This is a genomic window from Methylomonas sp. MK1, assembly GCF_000365425.1.
Lineage (GTDB): Bacteria > Pseudomonadota > Gammaproteobacteria > Methylococcales > Methylomonadaceae > Methylomonas.
In genome coordinates this window covers 219362-242216 of sequence record NZ_AQOV01000001.1, presented here as the reverse complement: position 1 = coordinate 242216, position 22855 = coordinate 219362, and the positions used below count along the sequence as shown (strand labels likewise).

Annotated in this window: 15 protein-coding genes; 10 read left to right on the top strand and 5 right to left on the bottom strand. The window is 49.2% G+C overall.

All coding sequences use genetic code 11. From position 1 onward, the window contains the following. The first annotated feature begins 80 nt into the window (after window positions 1–80). Window positions 81–479, top strand: a complete 399-nt coding sequence (locus tag G006_RS0101065) for a cupin domain-containing protein (protein ID WP_026146759.1) — start codon at window positions 81–83, stop codon at window positions 477–479. A 302-nt stretch (window positions 480–781) separates the two neighbouring features. Here G006_RS0101065 and G006_RS24610 read toward each other — a convergent pair whose 3' ends face one another. Beyond that, window positions 782–2347 carry an NACHT domain-containing protein gene (locus tag G006_RS24610; RefSeq protein WP_020481300.1) on the bottom strand — a complete coding sequence of 522 codons (1566 nt, stop codon included), beginning with the start codon at window positions 2345–2347 and terminating at the stop codon, window positions 782–784. A gap of 567 nt (window positions 2348–2914) precedes the next feature. Next, entirely contained in the window at window positions 2915–3790 is an 876-nt protein-coding gene (locus G006_RS0101055) for a hypothetical protein (protein ID WP_020481299.1), read from the bottom strand. 305 nt (window positions 3791–4095) lie between these two features. On the opposite strand from G006_RS0101055, the gene G006_RS26780 reads away from it, so the two are divergent. The 9 genes from G006_RS26780 to G006_RS0101010 all read left to right on the top strand — a co-directional run bounded on the left by G006_RS26780 (window position 4096) and on the right by G006_RS0101010 (window position 19591). Further along, the gene (locus G006_RS26780; RefSeq protein WP_152428775.1) at window positions 4096–4851 is read left to right on the top strand and encodes a response regulator transcription factor; all 756 of its coding nucleotides are present in this window, start codon (window positions 4096–4098) and stop codon (window positions 4849–4851) included. Window positions 4852–4926: 75 nt separating this feature from the next. Further along, the gene (locus tag G006_RS26775) at window positions 4927–6303 is read left to right on the top strand and encodes a diguanylate cyclase (RefSeq protein WP_152428774.1); all 1377 of its coding nucleotides are present in this window, start codon (window positions 4927–4929) and stop codon (window positions 6301–6303) included. Next, window positions 6300–7241, top strand: a complete 942-nt coding sequence (locus G006_RS0101040) for a methyl-accepting chemotaxis protein (RefSeq protein WP_020481296.1) — start codon at window positions 6300–6302, stop codon at window positions 7239–7241. Before G006_RS26775 ends, G006_RS0101040 begins: the two co-directional genes overlap by 4 nt. Before the next feature lie 21 nt (window positions 7242–7262). Then, window positions 7263–7508, top strand: a complete 246-nt coding sequence (locus G006_RS0101035; RefSeq protein ID WP_020481295.1) for a hypothetical protein — start codon at window positions 7263–7265, stop codon at window positions 7506–7508. A 151-nt stretch (window positions 7509–7659) separates the two neighbouring features. After that, the gene (gene recC, locus G006_RS0101030) at window positions 7660–11157 is read left to right on the top strand and encodes an exodeoxyribonuclease V subunit gamma (protein ID WP_020481294.1); all 3498 of its coding nucleotides are present in this window, start codon (window positions 7660–7662) and stop codon (window positions 11155–11157) included. Then, the gene (gene recB / locus G006_RS0101025) at window positions 11154–14825 is read left to right on the top strand and encodes an exodeoxyribonuclease V subunit beta (RefSeq protein WP_020481293.1); all 3672 of its coding nucleotides are present in this window, start codon (window positions 11154–11156) and stop codon (window positions 14823–14825) included. Before recC ends, recB begins: the two co-directional genes overlap by 4 nt. Further along, window positions 14822–16813: an exodeoxyribonuclease V subunit alpha gene (gene recD / locus G006_RS0101020; RefSeq protein ID WP_020481292.1), complete on the top strand. Its 1992-nt coding sequence runs from the start codon at window positions 14822–14824 to the stop codon at window positions 16811–16813. The genes recB and recD overlap by 4 nt, the downstream gene beginning before the upstream one ends. Window positions 16814–17160: 347 nt before the next feature. Next, window positions 17161–18753: an AAA family ATPase gene (locus G006_RS0101015; protein WP_020481291.1), complete on the top strand. Its 1593-nt coding sequence runs from the start codon at window positions 17161–17163 to the stop codon at window positions 18751–18753. Further along, window positions 18737–19591, top strand: a complete 855-nt coding sequence (locus G006_RS0101010; RefSeq protein WP_020481290.1) for an HNH endonuclease — start codon at window positions 18737–18739, stop codon at window positions 19589–19591. Before G006_RS0101015 ends, G006_RS0101010 begins: the two co-directional genes overlap by 17 nt. An 850-nt stretch (window positions 19592–20441) precedes the next feature. Here the strand turns inward: G006_RS0101010 and G006_RS0101005 are convergent. The 3 genes from G006_RS0101005 to G006_RS28565 all read right to left on the bottom strand — a co-directional run bounded on the left by G006_RS0101005 (window position 20442) and on the right by G006_RS28565 (window position 22379). Continuing rightward, on the bottom strand, window positions 20442–21761 hold the full coding sequence (locus G006_RS0101005; protein WP_020481289.1) for a TolC family outer membrane protein: 1320 nt from the start codon (window positions 21759–21761) through the stop codon (window positions 20442–20444). Window positions 21762–22011: 250 nt separating this feature from the next. Beyond that, window positions 22012–22215: a transposase gene (locus G006_RS29455; protein WP_081607869.1), complete on the bottom strand. Its 204-nt coding sequence runs from the start codon at window positions 22213–22215 to the stop codon at window positions 22012–22014. After that, window positions 22212–22379: a hypothetical protein gene (locus G006_RS28565; protein WP_160167649.1), complete on the bottom strand. Its 168-nt coding sequence runs from the start codon at window positions 22377–22379 to the stop codon at window positions 22212–22214. Before G006_RS28565 ends, G006_RS29455 begins: the two co-directional genes overlap by 4 nt. Between the last annotated feature and the right edge of the window lie 476 nt (window positions 22380–22855).

The following is a 22855-nucleotide window of genomic DNA, read 5'->3' as shown; positions in this document are numbered from 1 at the left end:
GCTAATTCAGCGGGCGCGGTACCGACCGTTTTTGTATACTCGCTACCTAGACACCCATCCCTTAGCTTTGAGGCCACTTTATGAAACAGCCAAACCGCGTTTGCTACTTACTTTCTGTGTTGGGATTATTGACGTGTGTGTCGCCGCTGGTGCAAGCCGACGAGTCCGCCAGCAAATTCTCGCGCGAATTGTTAATGACCAAGCCGGTGACTTTACCCAGTAAGGAAGTTGAGAGCCATGTACTGCGGGTGCGCTTCCCCAAGGGCTATAAAACTCCCTCGCATACCCACGAAGGGCCCGGCCCCAGGTATGTGGTAATGGGAAAGTTGAAAGTTGTCGATGACGGCCAAACCAAGGTCTATAGCCAAGGCGAAGTGTTCTGGGAAACCGGCGCGGAAATGACCGTGGAAAACGTCGGTAAAGGCGAAGCGGAAATTATTATATTTGAGCTTGCGGCGGTGAAGTCGGGTAAGCATTGAAGCCATAACGAATTGAGCGCACTTTGTTTGCTGGCTGATCGTTCTTTCTAAAGCATCAGCCGGCAACGTTTTTTCTAAGCTGCAAAAGAAAAACTAATACCACCATGTGGCATTTTCGGCCAGTTGCGGACGGATGGTTTTTATGACGAAGGTCTGTTGAATGACCTATAGCCGTTAGCGGTAATCTCAAATTGGTGCGACCACCGTATAGGTTGTGCCGAGCTATGCGAGGCGCAACGATCGCGACCGGTGCGCCCTAACGGCAGCACCCTATAGCAGAGCACCCTTATGGCCTTTTTGGGCTAATTGGGACTACTTTCGCTAACACCATTTGTGTCTTCATTTTTTCGCCTCAGGAAAGAGGGAATATTTAAATCTGTCCTATCGGAATATACAAAGGATTTGTTATCGCTGATGGATTTAACTTGTCTTCTGAGAAAAGTTGGTATATCCAATTCTGATTCGTACGGCTGGATATCCAATTCATCAATTTCTGAAACCAGCTCTCCTATAAGCTCTGATACTTCCTTTTTTCCATGAAATATATATTGGTCTATATCTACACTATTGTTTTCCCATGCCTCAACTTCCTCGTGGTACCTTAATCCTTCGTCCTGAAGTCTTATTAGTAATTGACTTTTATTTTGCTCTAGCAAGTTTTTTATAAAATCGGTCGGATATATCGACCTGCTATCACTACTTCGAGCATAATTAAATATATAAAAAACAACAAGGAATTCTTGAATACTATAATGAGAAAATCTATATTCTCCAGACGAGTTTTTATTTAGCAATGATCTCCCTTTTATATCAATCGCCTTAACCATTTCCAATAGTTCCAAAGACGCAATTAGCTCATCCAAATCCTTAGATGATATTTTAACTGCTTTCTTAGATTGCAGTTCAAACGCAAGTTGTGCACAGGCATGCATTAAAACTTTGGGGTTAAGGTCTGCTTTAGTTTGCTCTCTAAGGAGCCAATTTTCTACAAGGGAGTTGTAAATTGAATATTCGGAACCAACTGTCCAAAACTTTGGCGAATTCACCAAGTCCTCAATAAATGAAAGGAGCATAGGACGACATCTTAAAGAAGTCATCCTATTTATAATGGAATTTGCTTTTTCTTTCTTCTCTGAAGATTTTTGAAGAAATCGTCTAGGAAATCGTTTATCAAGATATGCATTTACTTGGTCGTCGTCAAAAATTGAAAGATATTTTGAAGGGCATATAAAGTTATCAATTCGTATTCTTCCAGGTAATTCTAGTGGATCTTTTTCAACGGAAGGAAAGAACTGAGTACGACACGTAATAATTACTCGATTGAAGTTTTTTGTTGCTGAAAGGATATCAAGCAACCGTTCTCTTACCCTTCCATGAGCAGATGGATCTTCATCGAGCGAGTCTAACAACAAAACAGTTTTTCTTTTATTTTCTATATCAGAAATCTTTAGCAAGGTGTTTTCACTCAGCTTTTCTAATACACAATGATAACCTTTAGGCCAAAATGAAGTTAAATGCAAAAGCTTGAGCATTACCAAAAATGATGTCTTCCCCATTCCGGCATCTGACAAGATGAATAGTTGGTTGTTTCCTTGTTGGTAAGTTTTTAGTCTTAAGAATTCTGATATTTTTTTAAATAAAGGCTCCCTGGATATAAAAAAATCTTCATCATGTCTATCTGCCGGGTTCACTTCCTGACAAAATGGTTCTATATATACCTTAGCTAATTCCAATGGATCGCTGAACAATATTTCATCATTTATTTTATTGAGCTCTGATTCCCGAGTTTTCTTAATTGAGGATAATTTTTTCCACAAAGCTGTAATCCATTTTTCGCCTAAGCTAAGTGAAATTATGTCTTCAGACATTACATCAACTCCAACATGTTTTTTGGTTGTCTAATCGCCCGTAGGCTGGGTAAAGCAACGCGAAACCCAGCAAATGCTTTGAAACAATAGAAAATTTTCAAGTTGCAACAGTTCAATGGGTGAGAAAACTCATCAGACTATGAGCTGGGTTTCATTATCATTCAACCCAGCCAACTTTGCTATGGATCAAATATCCTCCCTGCTCGCGCTAGTTAGTCAAAGCCAAGACACAGGCGGCAGGTTTTCCGATTGAGCCATCCTTGCCAGAGTTTGCTATGGCACTCAGCTATTTCTCTATCAATGCGCTGTATTTGTTCATTCTGATCGGCCCGCTCATTGTTATTGGTATTCAGATGTTTTGCAGGATCGGCAATCCATGCGCAGAAACTTTCCGGTGCTAGGGCGGCTGCGCTGCGTATTCGAAGACCTGAGGTCTAAGATTCAGCGCCTAAGCTGGTTAGAGCAAGGCCGTAAGGTGCAATAACCAATAAGCATTGCGCCGTATGTTTTTGTTTTCTTTCGGCGTATCACGCTATCGCGAATAAGCCCTACACGAAATATTCAAAATCAATACGCCTGCACCCCAAACTTCAACAACAATCTCGGCAAAATATCGTCCAGATTCAACACGTCCTTGTCGGTCAGTTCAATCAAATTGAAATTGTACTTCTGATAAATAGCGAGTTTTTCCTGTTTTCTGGCTTGGTATTTGGCGTCGTTTTCGTAGCCCCAGAATTCAATATAAACTTTGCCGGTGGGGATATAAAAGTCGCAGTACATTTCTTCTTCGATAGGCAGTTTGCGTTCGTACGCGTGGACGATTTCCGCCATGTATAACCAATTGTCGATCAGCATTTCTGCCTTGGAACGAACGAAATGGCCGTCGGTGGTACGGTGGGTGGCTTCGAATTTGTGGCGGAAGCTATCCATTTTGTCGGTGTCGGTTTTAGGTTTATCGACGCCCTTCATATTATCGACGTTGTCTTTCAACGCCCGGTTCCGGGTGATTTTTTCAGGCCAGCGCACGTAGGGAATGCCGGAACGGCTGTCCTCGCCTTGTTCGGCACCCATTGCCAATCCCTGTTCGGTGACTAGCCAGCCTTTCAAGCCTTTTTTGATCCAGCCCAATTCGGACAAGATGTAGTTCATTTTGTTGGCCGGCAGTTCAAACTGTTGCCCGAGCACGGTGGCAGTCAATAGTTTCGGCGCATCCGCTTTGCTTGGCGCGCTCGGCAACTGAAATTCTTCCGGCCAGGCAACATATTGGCCATATTTGCCGGTCAAATAGACCCCGCCGGCGGCACTGCCGGCGTCGGTTAACTGCCATTTGTCCGCTTGTTTCTCGATTAGGCCCAGCGCAGTCAGTTGCCCGAACATTTGCTCCTGGGATATGCCGCGCAATTTGGCCAGTTGGGTGGTGGATAGGCGTTTTTCGTCACTCATCGCTGTAGTTCTCTAGTTTGACCGCACAGAGTGTAGACCATCGTTTTGCGTGGGCGGGAGCTAGGAAACCAATTGGCATTCACTTTGCAGACCAAAGGCCAGTCTGTTGCGCAAAAATTACCGTTTGAGTTTATGCGCCCCAGCTAGGCTTCGATAGATCCAGCTTAGCCCAAACGGAATACCAGCGATAAATAGGGCCGGGTTAATAAAGGCATAAAGTAGCCTGAAAAGCGGGGAAGCGAATAACGCATCTAAGACCTTAGCCCAATAGACAAAACTTAAGACTTACGTACACTTGACAGAGTTTGGAACACGAACCTTTGTATCAACTTTTACAGACTATGGCACTACAGGTTTTGGAACTCGATAGATTAATCTTGGTTGCTGACCGCGAAGTCTCGTCCTTTAAAGGTATCAATCGGGTCAGGGAAAGTCTGCAAACAAATGTGGATTATGTTGCCAGCCGGGACGAGTTGTCTCGCTGGATCGCCGACAACAAGGCGAATTTAACCAGCAAAAATATTGCCTTTGTGATGGTATTTGACCCGGAAGTGGTCGAAATATCGCCGTCCGGTTCCGAGTTTGGTTTATTACTGGAATATCCGCGGATTTGTATCACCCGATCAAGTGATCTATCGACTACCTTGCGCTCGATAAAAACCGGTTTGTTTGATTTTATTGAAAAGCCCTTTAGTTTGGAACAGATACGCAAATGCCTTGAACTGGCTTTTTTCGAATATGAATTCGCTGCCACTATCAACAATCAATTCCGTAATCTGACGAAACGCGAAATTGAAACCTGCGAGTTGGTGGTGCTGGGCCACACCAATAAGGAAATATCCGAAAAACTGGATATTTCGATAAAAACCGTCAAAGTGCATCGCGCTAATTTAATGCGCAAAACCAACGCCAAAACGGTTACGGATCTTCTGAGGCTGCACGATACCTTCAAGTCAAATACTCGCCAAGGACCAACTGATTTGCCCACTATCCCCCCGCTAAAAATATTGAACACTCAACAAACTAACAAGCGTGAAAAACGCCAAAGATCTCTGGCTTAACCCCCCCCTTGCTACCCAACAAAACTACTTTTCGGCAAGCAATAACCGCAAGGCATAGCCAAATTTGAGACGCTCGTGACTGAATTTACAATTTTTCCAACGGTCGGGTCGATTGCGCAAAAACAACTTTTGCGAGCGACTTTAGATATGACTATTCGTTCGGTGTCGCAGCTAATAGACCACCATAACGTCAGCAGCGTGGTGCTTGAAATTGGCGAAGACTATTTTGTATTTTCCGTTGAAGACTTGCTGAAGCATCTGCATGCTGGCGGCAGCAGTGATGCCACCTTGGCTGAATTGACATTACGCAAGATAACCTGCGTTTTCGAAAATGAACGGGTGCTGACCGCATTCGAAATCCTTGAAAGCAATGGCGATCGGTATTTAGGTGTCGTCGATTCCACTGAGAGTCTGGTCGGCATATTGACCGATACCGACATTCTATCGGCGGTGGATCCTACCGTACTGGTGCAAAAAAAAACCATCGGTGATTTGGTGACCAGAATAGAGCCCATCACCTTTACTGCGGACTGGATTTTGGACGATGTGCTTAACCATCTACAGAAAATGGAGGACTCCATCATTGTGGTCGAATCCAAAATACCGATAGGCATTATCACCACCAAGGATATTTTTAAACTTATCTCTGCCGCGGATACCACCGATAGGCCACTCCGGGAGTACATGAGTAGTCCGGTCATTACCACCCAGGTCAGTTCAACCATTGAAGACGCGCTCGCTCAGTTAAAAACCTGTCACATCAAACGGTCCATCGTGGTGAATCAGGAAAACCAATTGGTAGGCGTCGTCACGCAGAGCGAACTGGTGGGTTTTGCCTATGGTACCTGGATAGATTTAATCAAACATCACGCCGGCGAGCTCAAAGAGCTTGTGGCTATTCTGGACGCCAAAGCCAAGGGTTTTGAAAAATCCTCGTTGACCGACCCTCTCACCGGACTCGGCAATAGACGAATGCTGGATAAAAGACTGGCCGATGAAATTGGGCGCATGCGGCGTTATGACGCCCCGGCGTTTTCGCTGTTGTTGCTGGACATCGATCTTTTCAAGCAAATTAATGACGCACACGGCCACTTGATTGGCGACGAAATCTTGAAAGCCATCAGCTTGAAACTAATGAGCTTGGTCAGGTGCAGTGATGATGCGATTCGTTGGGGCGGCGAAGAATTTGCGATTTTGCTGCCGCATACACTTCTTGAGGATGCCGTCGAGTTTGCAAACCGCTTGCGCACCACGATAGAAGACTATTCTTTCGTCGAACGGATAAAAGTCACTATCAGCATAGGTGTTGGACAGTTTTCAATTACCGAGCACGAAAGCCAATTCATTGATCGCGTCGACAAGGCGTTATACCTTGCCAAACATCAAGGTCGCAATCGGGTCGTCGCCGATACCTCAGCCGTGCCGATCCAACACCTTGTTATGCCGACATGAAACGCGTCGATACTGTTTTGCTGTGTCTGGCTATTGTCATCAATAGCGTTTGCTGGATTTGGAGTCGGCAAGCGCAGCAAACGCCGGTTGACTTGAATTTTCTAGCAGTGGTCTTATTAGTTGGCTCGCTAGTTTTTTCCTATCGCGGCCGTAAACATTGGCAAGACCGGCAACAGGCTCGGGTGGTCGAACTTGAGTCGGTGATGGCGGAGTACCAATTTTTGTCTGATCGCGCCATGGATTACGCAGAAAATCGTTTCAATATTCTGGAACAAGACCTGGCTTTGGCTCGCAATACCATCCAAAGCTCTGCGCATAAACTATCCAATAGCTTGACGGGTCTGGAACAGCAATCGACCGACCAACGCAAGGTGTTGACTGCCCTAGTCGATGAAATATTGCAAATGACCGGCGCCGATGACGAGCAACAACGGCAGCAGGCCGGTTTACATAAGTTTTTCGACGAAACGCATGCGCTGATTGATGAATTCGTTAAAAAAATTCAGGAAGTCAATGACTCCAGCGTGGGCATAGCTGTCAGTTTTAATCAGATGCAGAGCAAGTTTTTACGCATCGAAGATTCACTTGATGGGGTCACCAAGCTGACCAGGCAAACCGACACACTGGCATTGAATGCAGCTATTGAGGCGGCGCGGGCCAGTCACGGCGGCCGTGGTTTTGGTATTGTCGCCGATGAAGTCCGAAAACTTGCTGCCCAGACCCGGCAATTCAGCGATGAAATCCGCGCCACTCTCGATGACATAATCCAGTCGTTGCAAGAAGTGGATCAGCAAGTATCGCAAGCGGCGCAGACTGACCTAAGCCTGGCGGAACGGTCACGCGAAAACCTCGGCAGCTTGGGTCAGGAGCTTATGCACATGACAACCAAGGCGAATGGGCATTCAACTAACATCACTGTGGCAAGCAACGAAATATAAAGGCTGGCTCAGGAAGGGGTGATGGCTATGCAGTTTGAAGACATCGTCACGCAAATGATGGCTAAAATAGCCGTGGATGCCAAAAATGTCGGTAATTACTTGCACGCGCTCTTGAGATTGCATCACGACCGGGAAGAGCGCGACGGTTTAGCCCGCTTCAAACAGCGCATTGCCGCATTAAAACTACTGTTGTCGGAAACGGAAACACAGCCGCAAGGCGAAAATCCTAAACCCGACCAGCGTACTACCGAGATTGAGTTGTTCTAGCTTTCAGAATCGGGCTGCTATTTCTGCCGCAGGGAATACAAAGGTAGATGAATAGCTAAGACTGTATTGCGGCTAATTCGCAAGGTCTCGATGCTCCAGTCAAAAGCGGCGATAATAGGCACACCGCTCCTCTAAACTATTTCAGCCTATCATGCCCGCAGCAGGTCACGCCCACTCCCTCGACAACGGCATTGCCGTGATTCACTCCAATCAACTGGAAGAACTCCGCGATGTGGTGGAGTACTGGCTCAGACAGCATCCCTTGCTGCCCTTGGAAAACGAGATTTTTCTGGTGCAGAGCAACGGCATGGGGCATTGGTTAAAGCAAAGTTTGGCGCAAAACTCCGCGTTGGGCATTGCCGCCGCGCTGAAGATGCAACTGCCGTCTTTGTTTATCTGGAGCATTTACCGGGCGGTATTAGGCGAGCAGATTCCCACCGAGCAACCATTAGCCAAAGACCCGCTGATCTGGCGCTTATATCGATTGTTGCCGGGCTTGTTGCAACAACCCGGTTTTGAAACGTTGGCGAGTTTTTTGACCGAGGACAGCCAATGCCGCAAACGTCACCAACTTGCCGAACAACTAGCGGATCTGTTCGACCAATACCAGGTTTATCGTTCCGATTGGGTGTCCGATTGGGCGGCAGGACAAAATGTGTTGCGCAACGGGCATGGCGAAAGCAAACCGCTACCCAGCGCGCAGGTTTGGCAAGCCGCCTTGTGGCGCGCGGTGCTCGAAGATTTGGGCGAGCAGTCCTCGCCGTTTGCCAGTAGGGCAGCGGTACATGCGCAGTTCATGGCCAAGATTGATACGTTAACAGCTCGCCCCGCCAGCATGCCGCGCCGCGTCGTGTTGTTCGGCCTGTCTTCCCTGCCGCAGCAGTCGCTGGAAGTGCTGGCCAAATTGGGCCGATTTTGTCAGATCGTATTGTTTGTGCATAACCCGTGTCAGCACTATTGGGCCGACATCATCGAAGACAAGGAACTGCTGAAAGCCGAACGCCGTCGTCAGGCTTACAAATCCGGTATGAATGCAGCGCTGAGCGATGCGGAATTGCATTTACAGGCGCCGCCTTTACTGGCCGCATGGGGCAAACAAGGCCGGGATTATATTCGTTTGCTGGATCATTTCGATGAAACCCAGGCCTACGCCAATTGGCACTGGCCGGACAGCAAAATCGATATGTTCAAAGATTATGGGGAAGTAGGGCAGCGCAGTTTGCTGCAACATTTGCAGCAGTCCATCTTGGACTTGGATCCCTTGCCAGAGCAGCCGGTATGTCTGGCCACCGCCGATACGTCTATCCAATTTCATATCTCGCATAGTCCGCAACGTGAAGTCGAAATTCTGCACGATCAACTGTTGGCACGTTTCGATAATGCCCAGCAAAATGGTGACCCGCTAAACCCGCGCAATATTATCGTCATGGTGCCGGACATCAATACTTATGCGCCGCATATCCATGCGGTGTTCGGGCAAATTCAAAGCGACGATCCACGTTATATTCCCTACAGTCTGGCCGATCAGCAGCAGCGCGGGCAAAATCCGCTGCTGCTTGCGGTGGAAGCCTTGTTGAATTTACCGGAGTCGCGGTTTGCGGTCAGCGAATTTCTGGGCTTGCTGGAAGTACCGGCCTTGCGGACGCGCTTTGCGATTGACGAAACTGCGATACCTAAATTACATCAGTGGATAGAAGAATCCGGCATCCGCTGGGGCTTGAATGCTCGGCAGCGCGCGGAACGAGTCAATATGCCCGCAAACTTGCAGGCCAATACCTGGCAGTTCGGGCTGAGGCGGATGTTGTTGGGGTACGCGGTCGGTGCCGGGGTGGCTTTTGATGAGATTCAGCCTTACGAAGAAATCGGCGGCCTGGATGCGCAATGGCTAGGTGGTCTGGCGTTTCTGTTGGAAACGCTGGAAAAATACGCTGAGCGATTGCGGCTGGAATACCCGCCGGCCAAATGGCAGCAACTATTGTCCGAGCTGCTGAACGATTTTTTTCAAGTAAGCGACGAGCGCGAGCGCAAAACCTTGGAAACCCTGACAAGTTCACTGACGAGTTGGTCCGGACACTGCGAACAAGCCGGTTTAAGCGAAACAGATTTACTGCCCATCCCTGTGGTACGCGAGGCTTGGCTGGCTGGCGTTGACGAACCGTCCTTGCATCAGCGCTTTCTCAGCGGCCGGGTTAATTTCTGTACCTTGATGCCGATGCGCGCGATTCCGTTTCGGTTGATTTGCCTGTTGGGGATGAACGACGGCGACTATCCGCGCAATCAACAAGCGCATAGTTTCGATTTAATGAGCCAGCGCGGTCAATATCGCCCTGGTGACCGCTCGCGCCGGCAAGACGATCAATACCTGTTTCTGGAAGCATTGTTGTCGGCGCGCGAACAGCTATATATAAGCTGGGTAGGGCGCAGCATTCGCGATAACAGCGAGCGGCCGCCTTCAGTTTTAATCAGTCAATTGCGCGATGTGCTGGTGCAGGGCTGGGCGCTTGCCGATCAGCCTTCATTATTGCAATGCATAACTATCGCGCATCCCTTGCAACCGTTTAGCGAAGCGTATGTGCAAAAAAACCGCAATCCCAGTCTTTTTACCTATGCCAGGGAATGGTTTATACCAACTGCCGCTCAACCGCTCAGCAGCCCGATAGCATCAGGCTCGGATGACAAAGCCCACGCATTGAGCCTGGAGTCGCTTGCGCGGTTTTTGCGCGCGCCGGTGAAAAGCTTTTGCCATCAAACCCTAAAATTTGGCTTTGATGGTCTGGCAGTTACCAGCGATGACTGCGAGCCGTTTGGGGTCGATAATCTGCAAGCCTATTTATTCAGCGATGAATTGCTTCAGGGTTTGGCAACGGAGCACCCGGACGACTTGGAACAATACCTGTCCGGGCAGCAGGCCGTGATGATGCAAAAAGGGCAATTGCCCTTGGGCGGTTTTGCCCAGGCGAGTTTCGCCGCCTTAGCCGAGCCGGTCAAAGCGGCTTGGGAACGGTATCGGGTGCTGGTGTCGGAGTGGCCCGAGGCTTTAGAGCCGCATGTATTGCAGCTTGCGCCTTTTGCATTGTCCGGCGGAGTGACGCTGGAATTAGCCGGCGATCTTAGCCAATTGCGTCGCCAAGGTCAGCAAGGGCAAGTGAGTCTGTTGCATTTGACCGCGCAAACTCTGCTGAATAAGGATAAATCCATCAAATATCCGAATGTATTATTGCAGTGGCTACAGCATTTGGCGGCTTGCGCCGATAGTTTGCCGGTAAAGACCTTGGTTGTCGGTGCCGACACGGTGCTTGAAATGCCCGTGATCGAGCAAAGTGACGCCTACCAGCAGCTGCAAGACCTGGTTGCCGCTTATCACGACGGCATGCAAGCACCGTTGCCGGTGGCTTGCCGAACGGCATTTTGCTGGCTTGCCGCCCCTCCGGAAATTGCGTCGGAAAAAGCCCAAGCCAGATATGAGGGCGACGAATGGAATGCCGGCGAAGTCCATTACGACGCTTATCTTGCCCGCTTCTTTCCCAACTTTGCCAGCTTGACTGCGTTTGACGCAAATAAGGATTTTGAATATTGGGCGGATAGCTTATACCGACCGATGTTTACGAGTATCCGGGAATTGCCTGGAGCAGGGGAGGCAACGGAATGACCAGTGCAATCCCGCTCAACCCCATCGAATTCCCGTTGTCGGGTACGCGGCTGATCGAAGCCAGCGCCGGCACCGGTAAGACTTACACCATCGCCGCCTTATATGTGCGGTTAATTCTGGGACACCGTCCCGACAATGCTGAATACAGCCGGTATCTTTTGCCGCCGGATATTTTGGTGGTGACTTTCACCGAGGCCGCTACCAAGGAACTGCGGGAACGGATACGCGAGCGATTGAGTCACGCCGCGCGTTTCTTTCGCCAGCAACTTTCGACGACGGATGCATTCTTGCAACACATCCGCGCCGTTTATCCCGAACTAGACTGGCCGGCCTGCGCCCGCCGGTTGGAATTGGCGGCCAACTGGATGGACGAGGCGGCCGTTTATACCATTCACAGTTGGTGTAACCGCATGTTGCAACAGCATGCGTTCGACAGCGGCAGTTTGTTCCGGCAAGAGGTCAACACCGACGATACCGAATTATTGAATGAGGTGGTGCGGGACTATTGGCGCAGTTTCTATTACGACATGTCCAACGATGTCGATTTTCCAAGCTTGTATGCGCTGTTCAAGCATCCGGACGAGTTGTTACTGGCGGTACGTTCGCTGCTGGGTAACGCCGAGCCAATACCATTTAGCCTTGCCGACGGTCAGTCCATCAAAGAATTGATGGCTGCGGTGTCATCAATCAGGCAGTCGGCGTTACAGCAGTTGAAGGTGCCTTGGCTAACTTGGTTGCCTGAAGTCCGCGAACTAGTGGAGGCTGCCATAGAAACCAAAGTGCTGCCGGCAAAAAATTACAACTCCGTGAACCGCCGCAACTGGCTGGACAAAATCGAGGCATGGAGTTTGGACCCTTTGCAAGACACGCTGGACATCGGCAAGGGTTTTGAGAATCTGTCGCCGGACGGCATGGCAAAATTAGCCAATCCCGGACAAACACCGCCGGACCATCCCGGTTTTGCCGCGATAGGCAGATTACCTGCGCAACTCGCTGCGCTGCCCAGTTTAAAAGTCGAGCTGATCAAACACGCGGTGCATTGGATAAGGCAGCGTTACGATTTTGAAAAACAGCGCATCGCCAGGATGACCTTCGATGACATGTTGATTCGGCTGGATAACGCGTTGCAAGGCGGCAACGGCGACAGGCTGGCTGAGGTGATTCGCCAGCAGTATCCCATCGCGTTGATAGACGAGTTTCAGGATACCGATCCGGTGCAATACCGTATTTTTTCGACGCTTTACGCCACGCCGGCCGGCGCCGATTATGCGTGTTTGATGATAGGCGACCCGAAACAGGCTATCTACTCGTTCCGCGGCGCCGATATTTACACTTATCTAAAAGCACACCGCGATACCCAAGGTCGGCATTACACCCTGGGCACCAATTACCGTTCCACCCAGGCCTTGGTCGACGCTGTCAATCAGGTGTTTTTACAAGCCGATCAGCAAGAGCGGGGTGCGTTTCGCTTTAAAACAGCACAAGATAATCCTATACCTTTTCTGCCGGTCAAGGCCCAAGGCCGCGATGAGGTATGGGTTATCGAAAATCAAGCCGCTCCGGCGCTGACCCTGTGGCATTGGGATAGTGAGGACGCGGTCGGCATGCCGGCTTATCGGGAAACGTTGTCGGAGGTGACGACCAGCCAGATTGTCAAATTACTGAACTCAGCTGATGCGGGGCAAACCGGCTTTAGCGCGCCATCAGGCGTGCAGGCTTTGCAGCCTGGGGACATCGCCATCCTCGTTCGCAGTGGCACCGAAGCAGCGACGATACGCAACGCCTTGGCGCGCCGACGCTTGCGCAGTGTCTATCTGTCCGAGCGTGATTCCATTTTTGCCAGCGTGGAAGCGGTCGACATGTTGCTTTGGTTAAATGCCCTGGCTGAGCCGCGTAATGAGCGCAAAGTGCGTGCGGCCTTAAGCTCGGCGACCTTCGGTTGGTCATATCAAGCTCTGCACGCACTGGCCTTGGACGAACCCGGCTGGGAACTGCATCTGGAACGCTTTCTGACGTATCAACAACGCTGGCAACAGGACGGCATTTTGCCGGCTTTGCGGCAATTAATTAACGATTACGGCTTACACGCGCGTCTGGCTGACGACAGCGAAGGCGAACGTTCGATTACCAATCTGCTGCATCTCGCGGAGTTGTTACAACGCGCCAGCACCCAGTTGGAAGGCGAGCAAGCACTAATCAGGTATCTTGCCGAAGCTATCGAGGCAGGCGGCAGCCAAGCCGGCGACGACGGTATCATCAGGCTGGAAAGCGATGCCAATCTGATTAAAGTTGTCACGATTCATAAATCCAAAGGCTTGGAATATCCGCTGGTATTTTTGCCGTTTATTTGCAGTTTCCGGGAAGTCGGCGGTCGCTTCAACACCTATTACCGTTATCACGATGAGAACCAGGATTTACAGATCGACTTGCATAAACAAGAGCGCATCAAAGCCATCAGCGAGGAAGAAAGATTACAGGAAGATTTGCGTTTGCTGTATGTGGCAATGACCCGAGCCCGCCATGCTTGTTGGCTGGGCATTGCGCCGGTCAAATCCGGCAGTACCAAGGATTGCCAGTTGGAAAAATCGGCGATGGGCAGCTTACTGAATTGGCAGGCCAAAATGCCCAACAGCGCCTTGGCCGAGCAACTGCGTGAACTGAAAGGCAGCTGTGCAGCGATTTCGATAACGCCTCTACCGGAAATTGACGACGCGCGCTATAGCCCGGTTTTGGCTGACGAGGTTAAGGGCGAGGCACGCGTGCCGCTTAGCAAAGTATCCAGTAATTGGTGGATAGCCAGTTATAGTGCCTTGCACATCGCGGATCGCCTGACGCACGGGGAAGAGTCGTCTCAGCCGTTGCCGGAGATTGAAACTGCCCATGACGATAAGCAAAATGACGAAGCCGAAATCGCTGCAGCGCTTAGTAAACCTTTGTCCGGTGTCCACGCTTTGCCCAGAGGAGCCGGTCCCGGCGTGTTGATTCATGATCTGCTGGAGGAATGCGCGCAATGGGGGTTTTCCAACGTTTCGGCAAATCCAGCCCTAAGACAAGAATTGATTCAAAAGCGATTTATCGGCGGCGAATGGGAGAACAAACATGCCGTCATCGCTTCGGCCTTGGCGCACTGGTTGAACATGCCCTTGCTGGAGGACGCTAAGCTTAGTTTGGCTGCGCTCGAAACCAATGCCTATCAAGCCGAGCTGGAGTTTCTGCTGGCCGCCGATACCGTGGACACTGAGGAACTAGACCGCTTGGTCTGCCGCCACACCTTCGGCGGACAAGTGCGTCCAAGTTTGTTACCCGGCCAAGTAAACGGACTGTTAAAAGGTTTTATCGACTTGGTGTTCGTGCACGATCAGCAGTACTACGTGGTCGATTATAAATTCAACAGTTTGGGTGCCGATGAGGCGGCGTATACGCAGGAGGCCTTGACTGCGGCCATGTTGGCTAAGCGTTACGATTTGCAAGCCTGCTTGTATTTATTGGCCTTGCATCGTTTGCTGAAAGTCAGGTTGGCTGCTGCTTACGATTACGAAACGCACATCGGCGGGGGCCTGTATTTGTTTTTAAGAGGCGCGCTAGGGCCAACGGCGGGACGCGTATTCGATAAGCCAGCCAGGGCATTGATCGAACGCTTGGATGCCTTGTTTGGAGCATCGTCATGATTCGGCAAGCGGCGGCAATCGACAGCATGCAGCACTGGGTAGCAAAAGGCTGGTTGAGTCATTTGAATCGCGCCTTCGTGGGCTTTTTGTTGGATCTTGAACCAAACGCGACCGACGCGGTGCTGTGGGCGGGGGCTTTGGTCAGTCATCAGCTGGATAGAGGCGAAGTTTATTTGGACTTGGAAAAACTCTGTGAGCAGCCGGGGATGACGCTGGCCATTCCGACCGATGATGCTTGGACGGTCGAGCAGGATGCGGCGGCGGCCGAATTGGCGCGCTTAAAAGTTTACAGTCTTGAGCTATGGCAAGCGGCTCTATCGCAATCAAGACTTGTGTCATCAGGAGAAGGCGATACGCCGCTGGTTTTAGCCGGTAACCGGCTGTATTTGCGGCGTTATTGGCGCTATGAACAGATCACGCAAGCCTGTATTAAGCAACGACTGCAACCGGCGCGGAATAGCCTGCCAGACTCATTATCGGAACGCTTGCAAAGCCTGTTTCCCACCAGCCCGGAACGCCCGGATTGGCAAAAAATCGCTTGTGTTCTGGCGTTGCGGGCGCGATTTGCCATCATCACCGGCGGGCCGGGTACCGGCAAAACCACTACCCTGACCAAACTGTTAGCGCTATTGATTGAACTGGCGCAACAAAATAGCGAGCACTCCAAGCCGCTAAATATTTTACTGGCGGCACCCACGGGTAAAGCGGCGGCCAGAGTCAGCGAGTCGATTGCCAAAGCGCTAGACAGCTTGACTATCGACGAAAGTATCAAACAATGTATCCCTAGAAAAGCCAGCACCTTGCACCGTTTGCTGGGCAGCCGGCATGATTCGCGGCGCTTTTTGCATAATCGCCATAATCCTATCGTCGCCGACATCGTGATCGTCGATGAGGCGTCGATGATAGATCTGGAAATGATGGCGTCGCTGTTGGAGGCCTTGCCGGCAAACACTCAATTGATCTTATTGGGCGACAAGGACCAATTGGCCTCCGTCGAAGCCGGTTCGGTGATGGGGGATTTATGTCGCGGCGCCGAACACGCGGCCTATGATCAGGAAACGCTGGCGTGGATAAGCCGCTATGCCGGCGAACAGCCCAAACCGGTCGCAATGCCCGGCTCTGACATCAATCAACAAACCGTTATGTTGCGGCACAGTCATCGTTTCGATGCCCACAGCGGCATCGGCCAGTTGGCTAAAGCCGTGAATCAGGGCGATGCCTGGCAGGCTCAGGCGATCTTAACCGACACGGACCGCTACCCGGATTTGCGACCCGAGCCGCATGCAGAATACATCGCCTTACGGCAACACCCAAGCCCGGACGCCGCCAACAGCTTGTTAAGAAAGTTGGTGATTAACAGCGGGGACTCCGCTGAGTCGTCACGCCCCCGCCGAGGTTACGGCTATTATCTGGCGCAAATCCATAATGGTCGGCCGGACAGTGCGGAACGATACGACGCATGGGCCATGCAAGTATTGACCGCCTTCGATGCGTTTCAGGTGTTGTCGGCATTGCGGAAAGGGCCTTGGGGCGTAGAAGGCCTAAATCAGCGCATTGAAGAGTGGTTGTTTGCCAAAGCCAAGCAGGCGCTGTGGTATGAAGGCCGGCCGGTGATGATCACCCGCAACGATTACAATCTGGGACTAATGAACGGCGATATTGGCATTGCCCTGCGAGATAGTAGCGGCAAACTTAGAGTGGCATTTCCCAGTGCCGATGCCGGTGGCGAGCCGTTGGCCAATCTGAAAATACGCTGGATCTCGCCAATGCGCCTGCCCGATGTGGAAACGGCTTTCGCCATTACCGTGCATAAATCACAAGGCTCGGAGTTTAATCACGTTGCCTTAGTCTTGCCGGAAAACATCAGCCCGGTGCTCACGCGCGAATTAATTTACACCGGCATCACCCGCGCGAAGGACAGTTTTACCTTGCTGGAAACCAGTGAAGGCGGGGTGTTTGCTAAAGCTATTTCGACCTGCCGTAAATAGCGGTAAAGCAACAACCCATATTGTTGGATTTGATAGGTAACACTTTGGGCCATTGATTCAGAAAGACATACGCCAATGGCGAAAGATAGTTCTTGGAAAGGGGAAATTGTTGAAGCCGACCCCAAGCATCAGCTGGTGGCATCATCCAATTGATCGGCAGCAATTCAGTTTAATTAGCCATTGAATATCGATGAGTCTGTATTGAAATAAAGAAAAGGGAAAGCTCCAGCAAGTCATAAAGGTTATTTTGACAAAGCATGTTTTATGCTCGATATACGGATAATTATTTAATAACTCGTTGGGTCATTTATTAAAATTTATGAAAATATTTAGAGGATTTAATAAATATGGAATTTCGTGTTTTATCCAGAGACACTATTACACCCAATAGTGGCAAGGATACTGCTTATCTCAGAATAGATCATTGGAATGACTTTTCGTTTGTGACTATGTTTTACATGTCCATCCATGACGGAAATGGTCTACTACATGATATTGGTCAGATAAAGATTGGATTTAAAGGGCAAACCACAGAAATTCGAACCTATTCCAAATTGCCTTACAGCTTTGAGTACCTAGGCGGTGAGTTTTTCTCTCTGGGACAAGGTGTTGAGTTCTATCGAAATATGTCATCTTTGCCTAATGGACTAGGCAAACGAGTTCTATTAGCGTTGCGCGATATTGCTGTACAACCTGACCTCATTAAAGACATAAAAGAGGAATATGTCTTTAGGACATCGTTACTGCGTAGCGTCAGCCTTTCTGTCATAAAAGGACAGTATGCCCGAGTCCTCGAAGGGAAAGCCGAGCTCACTGATTTCAAATTTAAGTTCGTCAGGCCTGAAACAGAAGATTTTGGGCACTTAGATATAAGTTTCGATGTGGGGGTGAGTTCCCTGCCCAGCACTAACATCCATGCCGTTATTGGTCGAAATGGAGTAGGCAAAACAACTTTACTTAATGGCATGATTGAAGCCATTACTGATCGAAAAGACGCGATTGCCAAGTTCGTCGATACAGGAGGGTGGCAGGAAAACGAAATTTCGGAAGACTATTTCAGTAGCCTTGTGTCAGTTTCCTTCAGTGCTTTCGACCCATTTACCCCCCCTTTGGAACAACCTGACCCTTCCAAAGGAACCTGCTATTTCTATATTGGCTTAAAAGATCAGCAGAATGGTCAACTCCACCGAACCATTAGCGATCTTCGAAATGATTGTGTAAAAGCCTTGATTAGTTGTTTCTATCAGCCCCAAAAGACTGAGCGCTGGCTAAAAGCAATTAGCAAGCTGGGTTCAGATGAGAATTTTGCCTTTATGGGGCTAGAGCAATTAGAAGCTGTTTATCGGGAGCTTCGCAATACATCCTTTCATAGTGAGCAATCTGACTCGGAAAGTTTCCGAGTCCGATATGAAGAAAAGGTTACCAAATTTTTGTCTCGCATGAGTTCTGGACATGCGATTGTTCTGCTAACTGTAACCCGTTTAGTTGCCACCGTAGAAGAAAAAACGTTGGTACTATTGGACGAGCCAGAAAGCCATTTGCACCCACCACTATTATCGGCGTTTGTGCGTTCGCTAGCTGATTTGCTGCATGATAGAAATGGAGTCGCCATTATAGCGACGCACTCGCCTGTGGTTTTGCAGGAAATACCGTGTTCCTGCGTTTGGAAAATTTATCGAGTACGTGAAAGCGTCACGGCTAGTCGTCCAAACATTGAAACTTTTGGCGAGAATGTTGGTGTCTTGACCAGTGAAGTTTTTAGTCTCGAAGTTGAACGCTCTGGATTCCACGATCTTCTTGCGAACTCTGTTGAAACAGGCACAGCTTACGAGGAAATAGTTGCCAGCTACAATGGCCAAATCGGGTTTGAAGGTAGAGCGATTCTAAAAGCACTCCTCGCCAACCGTGATAGGAAAAATAGTCATGATGCGACTGAATGAGCCTCAATATAGCTTTGAACAATCTCTTAATAAATGTGTTGAAGGTATTACCGGAAATGCCGCGCTACGGGAGAAGCTGAAATATAGCAAGCCTGACTTAATGGTGGCAGGAGATGGATATTTAGAGGCGGTTGGTATTGGAGAACTACACATCATCCCTCCCATCGATACAAACATTGATTACGATCCTGTTGTTATCAATTTGTTGAAAAAATCTGAGCTAGTTAAAGTTTACGATAAATACTTTGTGCCAGAGGATAAGCCTGCTCGAAAAATCTATGATGCTTTATTAAATGCCGCAAAAGAAAAGTGCCCCTTTTGTGGTGGAATAGGCACCCCTCGCAACTTAGACCATTTTTTGCCTAAAGCGCATTTCCCTCAATTTTCCGTTCTGCCCCGCAACCTAGTTCCATCATGTCGCGACTGCAATATGGACGGCAAAGGGCATGACTTTGCGACGAAAGCCGAAGATCAAATTATTCAACCTTATGCAGATAAGGACAGATTCTTCATGGATCAATGGATATTCGCTATTTACCATGCAGGTGATGAGCGTGAGCCAGGTGTATTTGAATACTACACTTCACCTCCAGGAGGTTGGTCTGAGGTGGACAAATTAAGAGTTAGGAAACATTTTGAAGATTTTGATTTGGCTAAACGTTATGCAACTAAAGCAGCGGAACAGTTAGGTACAGTCTTGAGCCAAATTAAAACTATGGAGCAGGCAAGCCTAAACAAAGACATGATTCGGAACGTTCTTTTACAACCAGGGGTAGACGCGGCACCGTTTGTAAATCACTGGCAAAAAGGTATGTATCAAGCTTTGATGCATATTTAACTCCTTCTTTATCGCAGACAGAAATGGCAAGAGGCTTTACTAAACCTGACCTAGATACACAATTGTTGATTGGCAGCTTTTGGCCGATTTCCGTCTAACTCCACGACCAATACCATGATCGATCACATCCAATTCCCAAACGAAGGGACAATGCTGGGCCTCATTTTCGCGTGGGCGGTTGGTTGTTTCCCGTTCGCAATCCTTGGAGCCGAGCGATGATTGCATTTTGCTAGTCGCGAAAGCCTAACTTTCTTGGACGCAAATCAAGCCGCCTTACGCGCAAGGTTTTTTGCCGGGCGAGCAAATCAATTTGCTTTGCCTGCAAGGTTTTGTGGGCTTACGAATTACCTGAATGCGTTGCGAGGATAGCAAAATACCTTGTGCATAAGCCAAATAGCCTGGCGCGCGAGGTGTTGTGCCCAGTTAATAAATAAATTCGAGTTGCCCGCAAAGCTTTTAAATGAGCCAGCAAGGCTTTTAGGCTTGTCCGTAACGCTAAAAGCCTTGCGACGATAGCGAAAAGTCTCGTGCGGGAGCTTAAAAGGCTTGCGCCTAAAGCGATAACCAAATGGCTGCGAGAGTAGAAAGAATCGATTTAGGCTAGCGGGCTGCTTGCCGCCCGATCTTGGCTTAGCGGTTGAGGATGGGGTAAACGAAGTAAAGCCTATGTTTCCCGCAAATAGCAAAGCCTTGGAAGCTCACTATATCCTAAGCCTGCGTTCGGCTGCATATTTAACGGTTACAGTGGAAGGCTAAATGATAAGGACATGGCTGAGCTAATAACGCCCGGCATTGGGGAGCGGCGAAACCGGTGATGTTAACGAGCGGCTTCGAGCACTCCACGGGTCGACTAGTTCTTACTCAGCGTTCCCTGCAAATATTGATTGATCTGTTGCAAGTCCTCTTCATTCAGACTACCGGCGGCTTCCTTGAGTTTGATGCCGTTAATTAGATAGTCGTAACGGCTTCTGGCGTGATCGCTTTTGGCTTTAAAAAGGTTGCGTTGTTCGGTTAGTACGTCAACCATGGTGCGGGTGCCCACTTCAAAACCGGCTTCGGCGGCTTCCACTGCCATTGCCGCGGATTTGCTGGTGGCCTCCAGCGCGTTGACTCTGCTGATGCTGGAAACCACGCCCCGAAACGCGTCTTTAACGCCGCGATTGATGCTGCGTTTTACTTTAGTCAAATCTTCCTTGGCTGCTTCATACTCGTAAGCTGCCTGGCGGCTGCGGGAAGAGGTGCCTCCGCCTTCGTATAAAGGCAGGTTTAGTTGCAATCCGAAGCTTTCATTGTCGCCGCGCAAACCGTATTGGTTGCCGGTGTCCATTTCGCTATATTGAGCAACGATGTCAAGGGTTGGCAGATGCTTGGATTGTTGTAACTCGACGTTTTTGCGGACGTATTCGGCTTGATTAATTTGTGCGACGATAGAGAAATTGTTGTTTTCCGCAGCATTCGACCAGGATGATAAATCCTCTGGTGCCGGCGGGCTTAGCGGGATTTGCGGTTGCAAACTGTTCAGTTCGGCGGCGTTTTCGCCTATGATTTCCCGCAGGGCTTCCTTGCTGTTATCCAAAAGGTTTCCCGCTTCGATCTCGCTGGCCAGGGCTCTGTCATAACCGGCTTGGGCTTCATACACATCAGTGATGGCTATGATGCCGACGTCGAAACGCTGTTTGGCCTGTTCTAACTGCTTTTCGATGGATTTTTTTTCCGAGTTGGCAAATTCCAGATTGTCTTGCGCGGCCAATATATTGAAATAAGCCTCGGCGGTTCTGCGGATCAAGCTTTGTTGCTTGGCCTGGAATTGCGCTTCCGCCTGAGCAATTTTGTTATCAGCCTGATCGAGCTGTACCCAATGGTCCCAATGAAACACGGGTTGTTTCAAATTGATGCCCAATTTGCTGTCCCAGTAATGCTGTAAGGTGGTGCCCAAAAAGCTGGTACTTTCCAGACGATTGCGGCTGCTGTTGGCGCTAAAGGACAGATTGGGCAACATCTGCGCAATGCTTTGCGATTTGATCTCTGCGGTGGCTAGTTTATTAATGTCCGAGCTTTTAAATTCTGGGTCATTGGCTTTCGCCAGCTGATAGGTTTCCAGTAAATCCTGGCAAAAAGCGGGGCTTCCCCATATCAGAGCTACCAAAAACGTGAGTAACAGTTTTGTCATTGAGAAATCTTGCGAGGAGAGTTGAAAATGAACTTTAATTATGGCCTAAAATTGCTAGTGTAACGCGATAATTTAAGACTGACGAAGCTTGTGTGCGCAGACTTGATTAGCTAACAGTCAATTTTAACTTTAGGGTACCTCTAATAATAATCCAATAATAATTGTTTGCGAGGTTTAAAACGGCCTCAAAAGCCAACTTTTCCAAACAATCATCTTCCCATAGGAGCCTTTTCGGCCCCTATGGGCGGCATCAAGACGCAGCTACCCTGCGAATAGCGCAAAAACGCCTTATGTTGTACACCAAGTTCATGAAACCGATACGCACTTCGGAGCGAGCCAGGCCGATGCAACGGACTGAGTTTCCGCTCCATTGCATCATCCAGACAAACACGTGTTCGACCCGGCAACGGGTTTTGGAGCGGCTGCTGTTGCCTTGTTTTTCCCGGTCGGTCAGCGGTTTGCCGCGCCCCCTTTATGGTGAATCCGGCTGCGGTAACCTTGGGATTCAAGATGGGCTTCGACAGCTTCGGATCGATAGGCACTGTCGGTCCACACATCCCGGCTGGTGTTGCCGCTATCGAGCAATACCAGGTTGGTGAAAAACCATATTCTGGACACTAATTCAGCTGGAAGAGGCCTTTATTTAGTATCAAAGCCAACCTGGTGGTACTAAATATAGGCTCGATTTGTTGTAAAAAAGAATTTTTCACCAACCTGTTATGCCCGGCGGACGATTTGCGGACCTTGTAGTGTACTTGATCCAGCAGCGGCCGGAACGCGTCCCAATCCACATGGGCTTCAAATTCCAACAACGGATTGCCCAGCCGATCGATCCGACGATCTCGGTGCTCGAACAGGGGACCGAAAAGGTCGTCTTGTGCTGTCCTAATCTTTGTTCTCCAAAGGACTAGAGTCCAGTCTGATTTTAAACGCTGCTTTTTTCAGGGGGGATTACCGCTTAAACTGCAAAAGTAGTTGGAATTCGAGAAAAACAGGTTTTTTCAACACAATCGACCATAAGCAGTCAATCATGATATAGAATTTCTATTTAGCTCCAAAGCCGATGCATTGTTGCCATATGAATATAATGAAGA

Excerpts from the sequence above, each read along its gene's own strand:
- G006_RS0101065 (WP_026146759.1), top strand. The coding sequence starts at position 81 with ATGAAACAGCCAAACCGCGTTTGCTACTTACTTTCTGTGTTGGGATTA.
- G006_RS24610 (WP_020481300.1), bottom strand. The coding sequence starts at position 2,347 with ATGTCTGAAGACATAATTTCACTTAGCTTAGGCGAAAAATGGATTACA.
- G006_RS0101055 (WP_020481299.1), bottom strand. The coding sequence starts at position 3,790 with ATGAGTGACGAAAAACGCCTATCCACCACCCAACTGGCCAAATTGCGC.
- G006_RS0101040 (WP_020481296.1), top strand. The coding sequence starts at position 6,300 with ATGAAACGCGTCGATACTGTTTTGCTGTGTCTGGCTATTGTCATCAAT.
- G006_RS0101035 (WP_020481295.1), top strand. The coding sequence starts at position 7,263 with ATGGCTATGCAGTTTGAAGACATCGTCACGCAAATGATGGCTAAAATA.
- recC (WP_020481294.1), top strand. The coding sequence starts at position 7,660 with ATGCCCGCAGCAGGTCACGCCCACTCCCTCGACAACGGCATTGCCGTG.
- recB (WP_020481293.1), top strand. The coding sequence starts at position 11,154 with ATGACCAGTGCAATCCCGCTCAACCCCATCGAATTCCCGTTGTCGGGT.
- recD (WP_020481292.1), top strand. The coding sequence starts at position 14,822 with ATGATTCGGCAAGCGGCGGCAATCGACAGCATGCAGCACTGGGTAGCA.
- G006_RS0101015 (WP_020481291.1), top strand. The coding sequence starts at position 17,161 with ATGGAATTTCGTGTTTTATCCAGAGACACTATTACACCCAATAGTGGC.
- G006_RS0101010 (WP_020481290.1), top strand. The coding sequence starts at position 18,737 with ATGATGCGACTGAATGAGCCTCAATATAGCTTTGAACAATCTCTTAAT.
- G006_RS0101005 (WP_020481289.1), bottom strand. The coding sequence starts at position 21,761 with ATGACAAAACTGTTACTCACGTTTTTGGTAGCTCTGATATGGGGAAGC.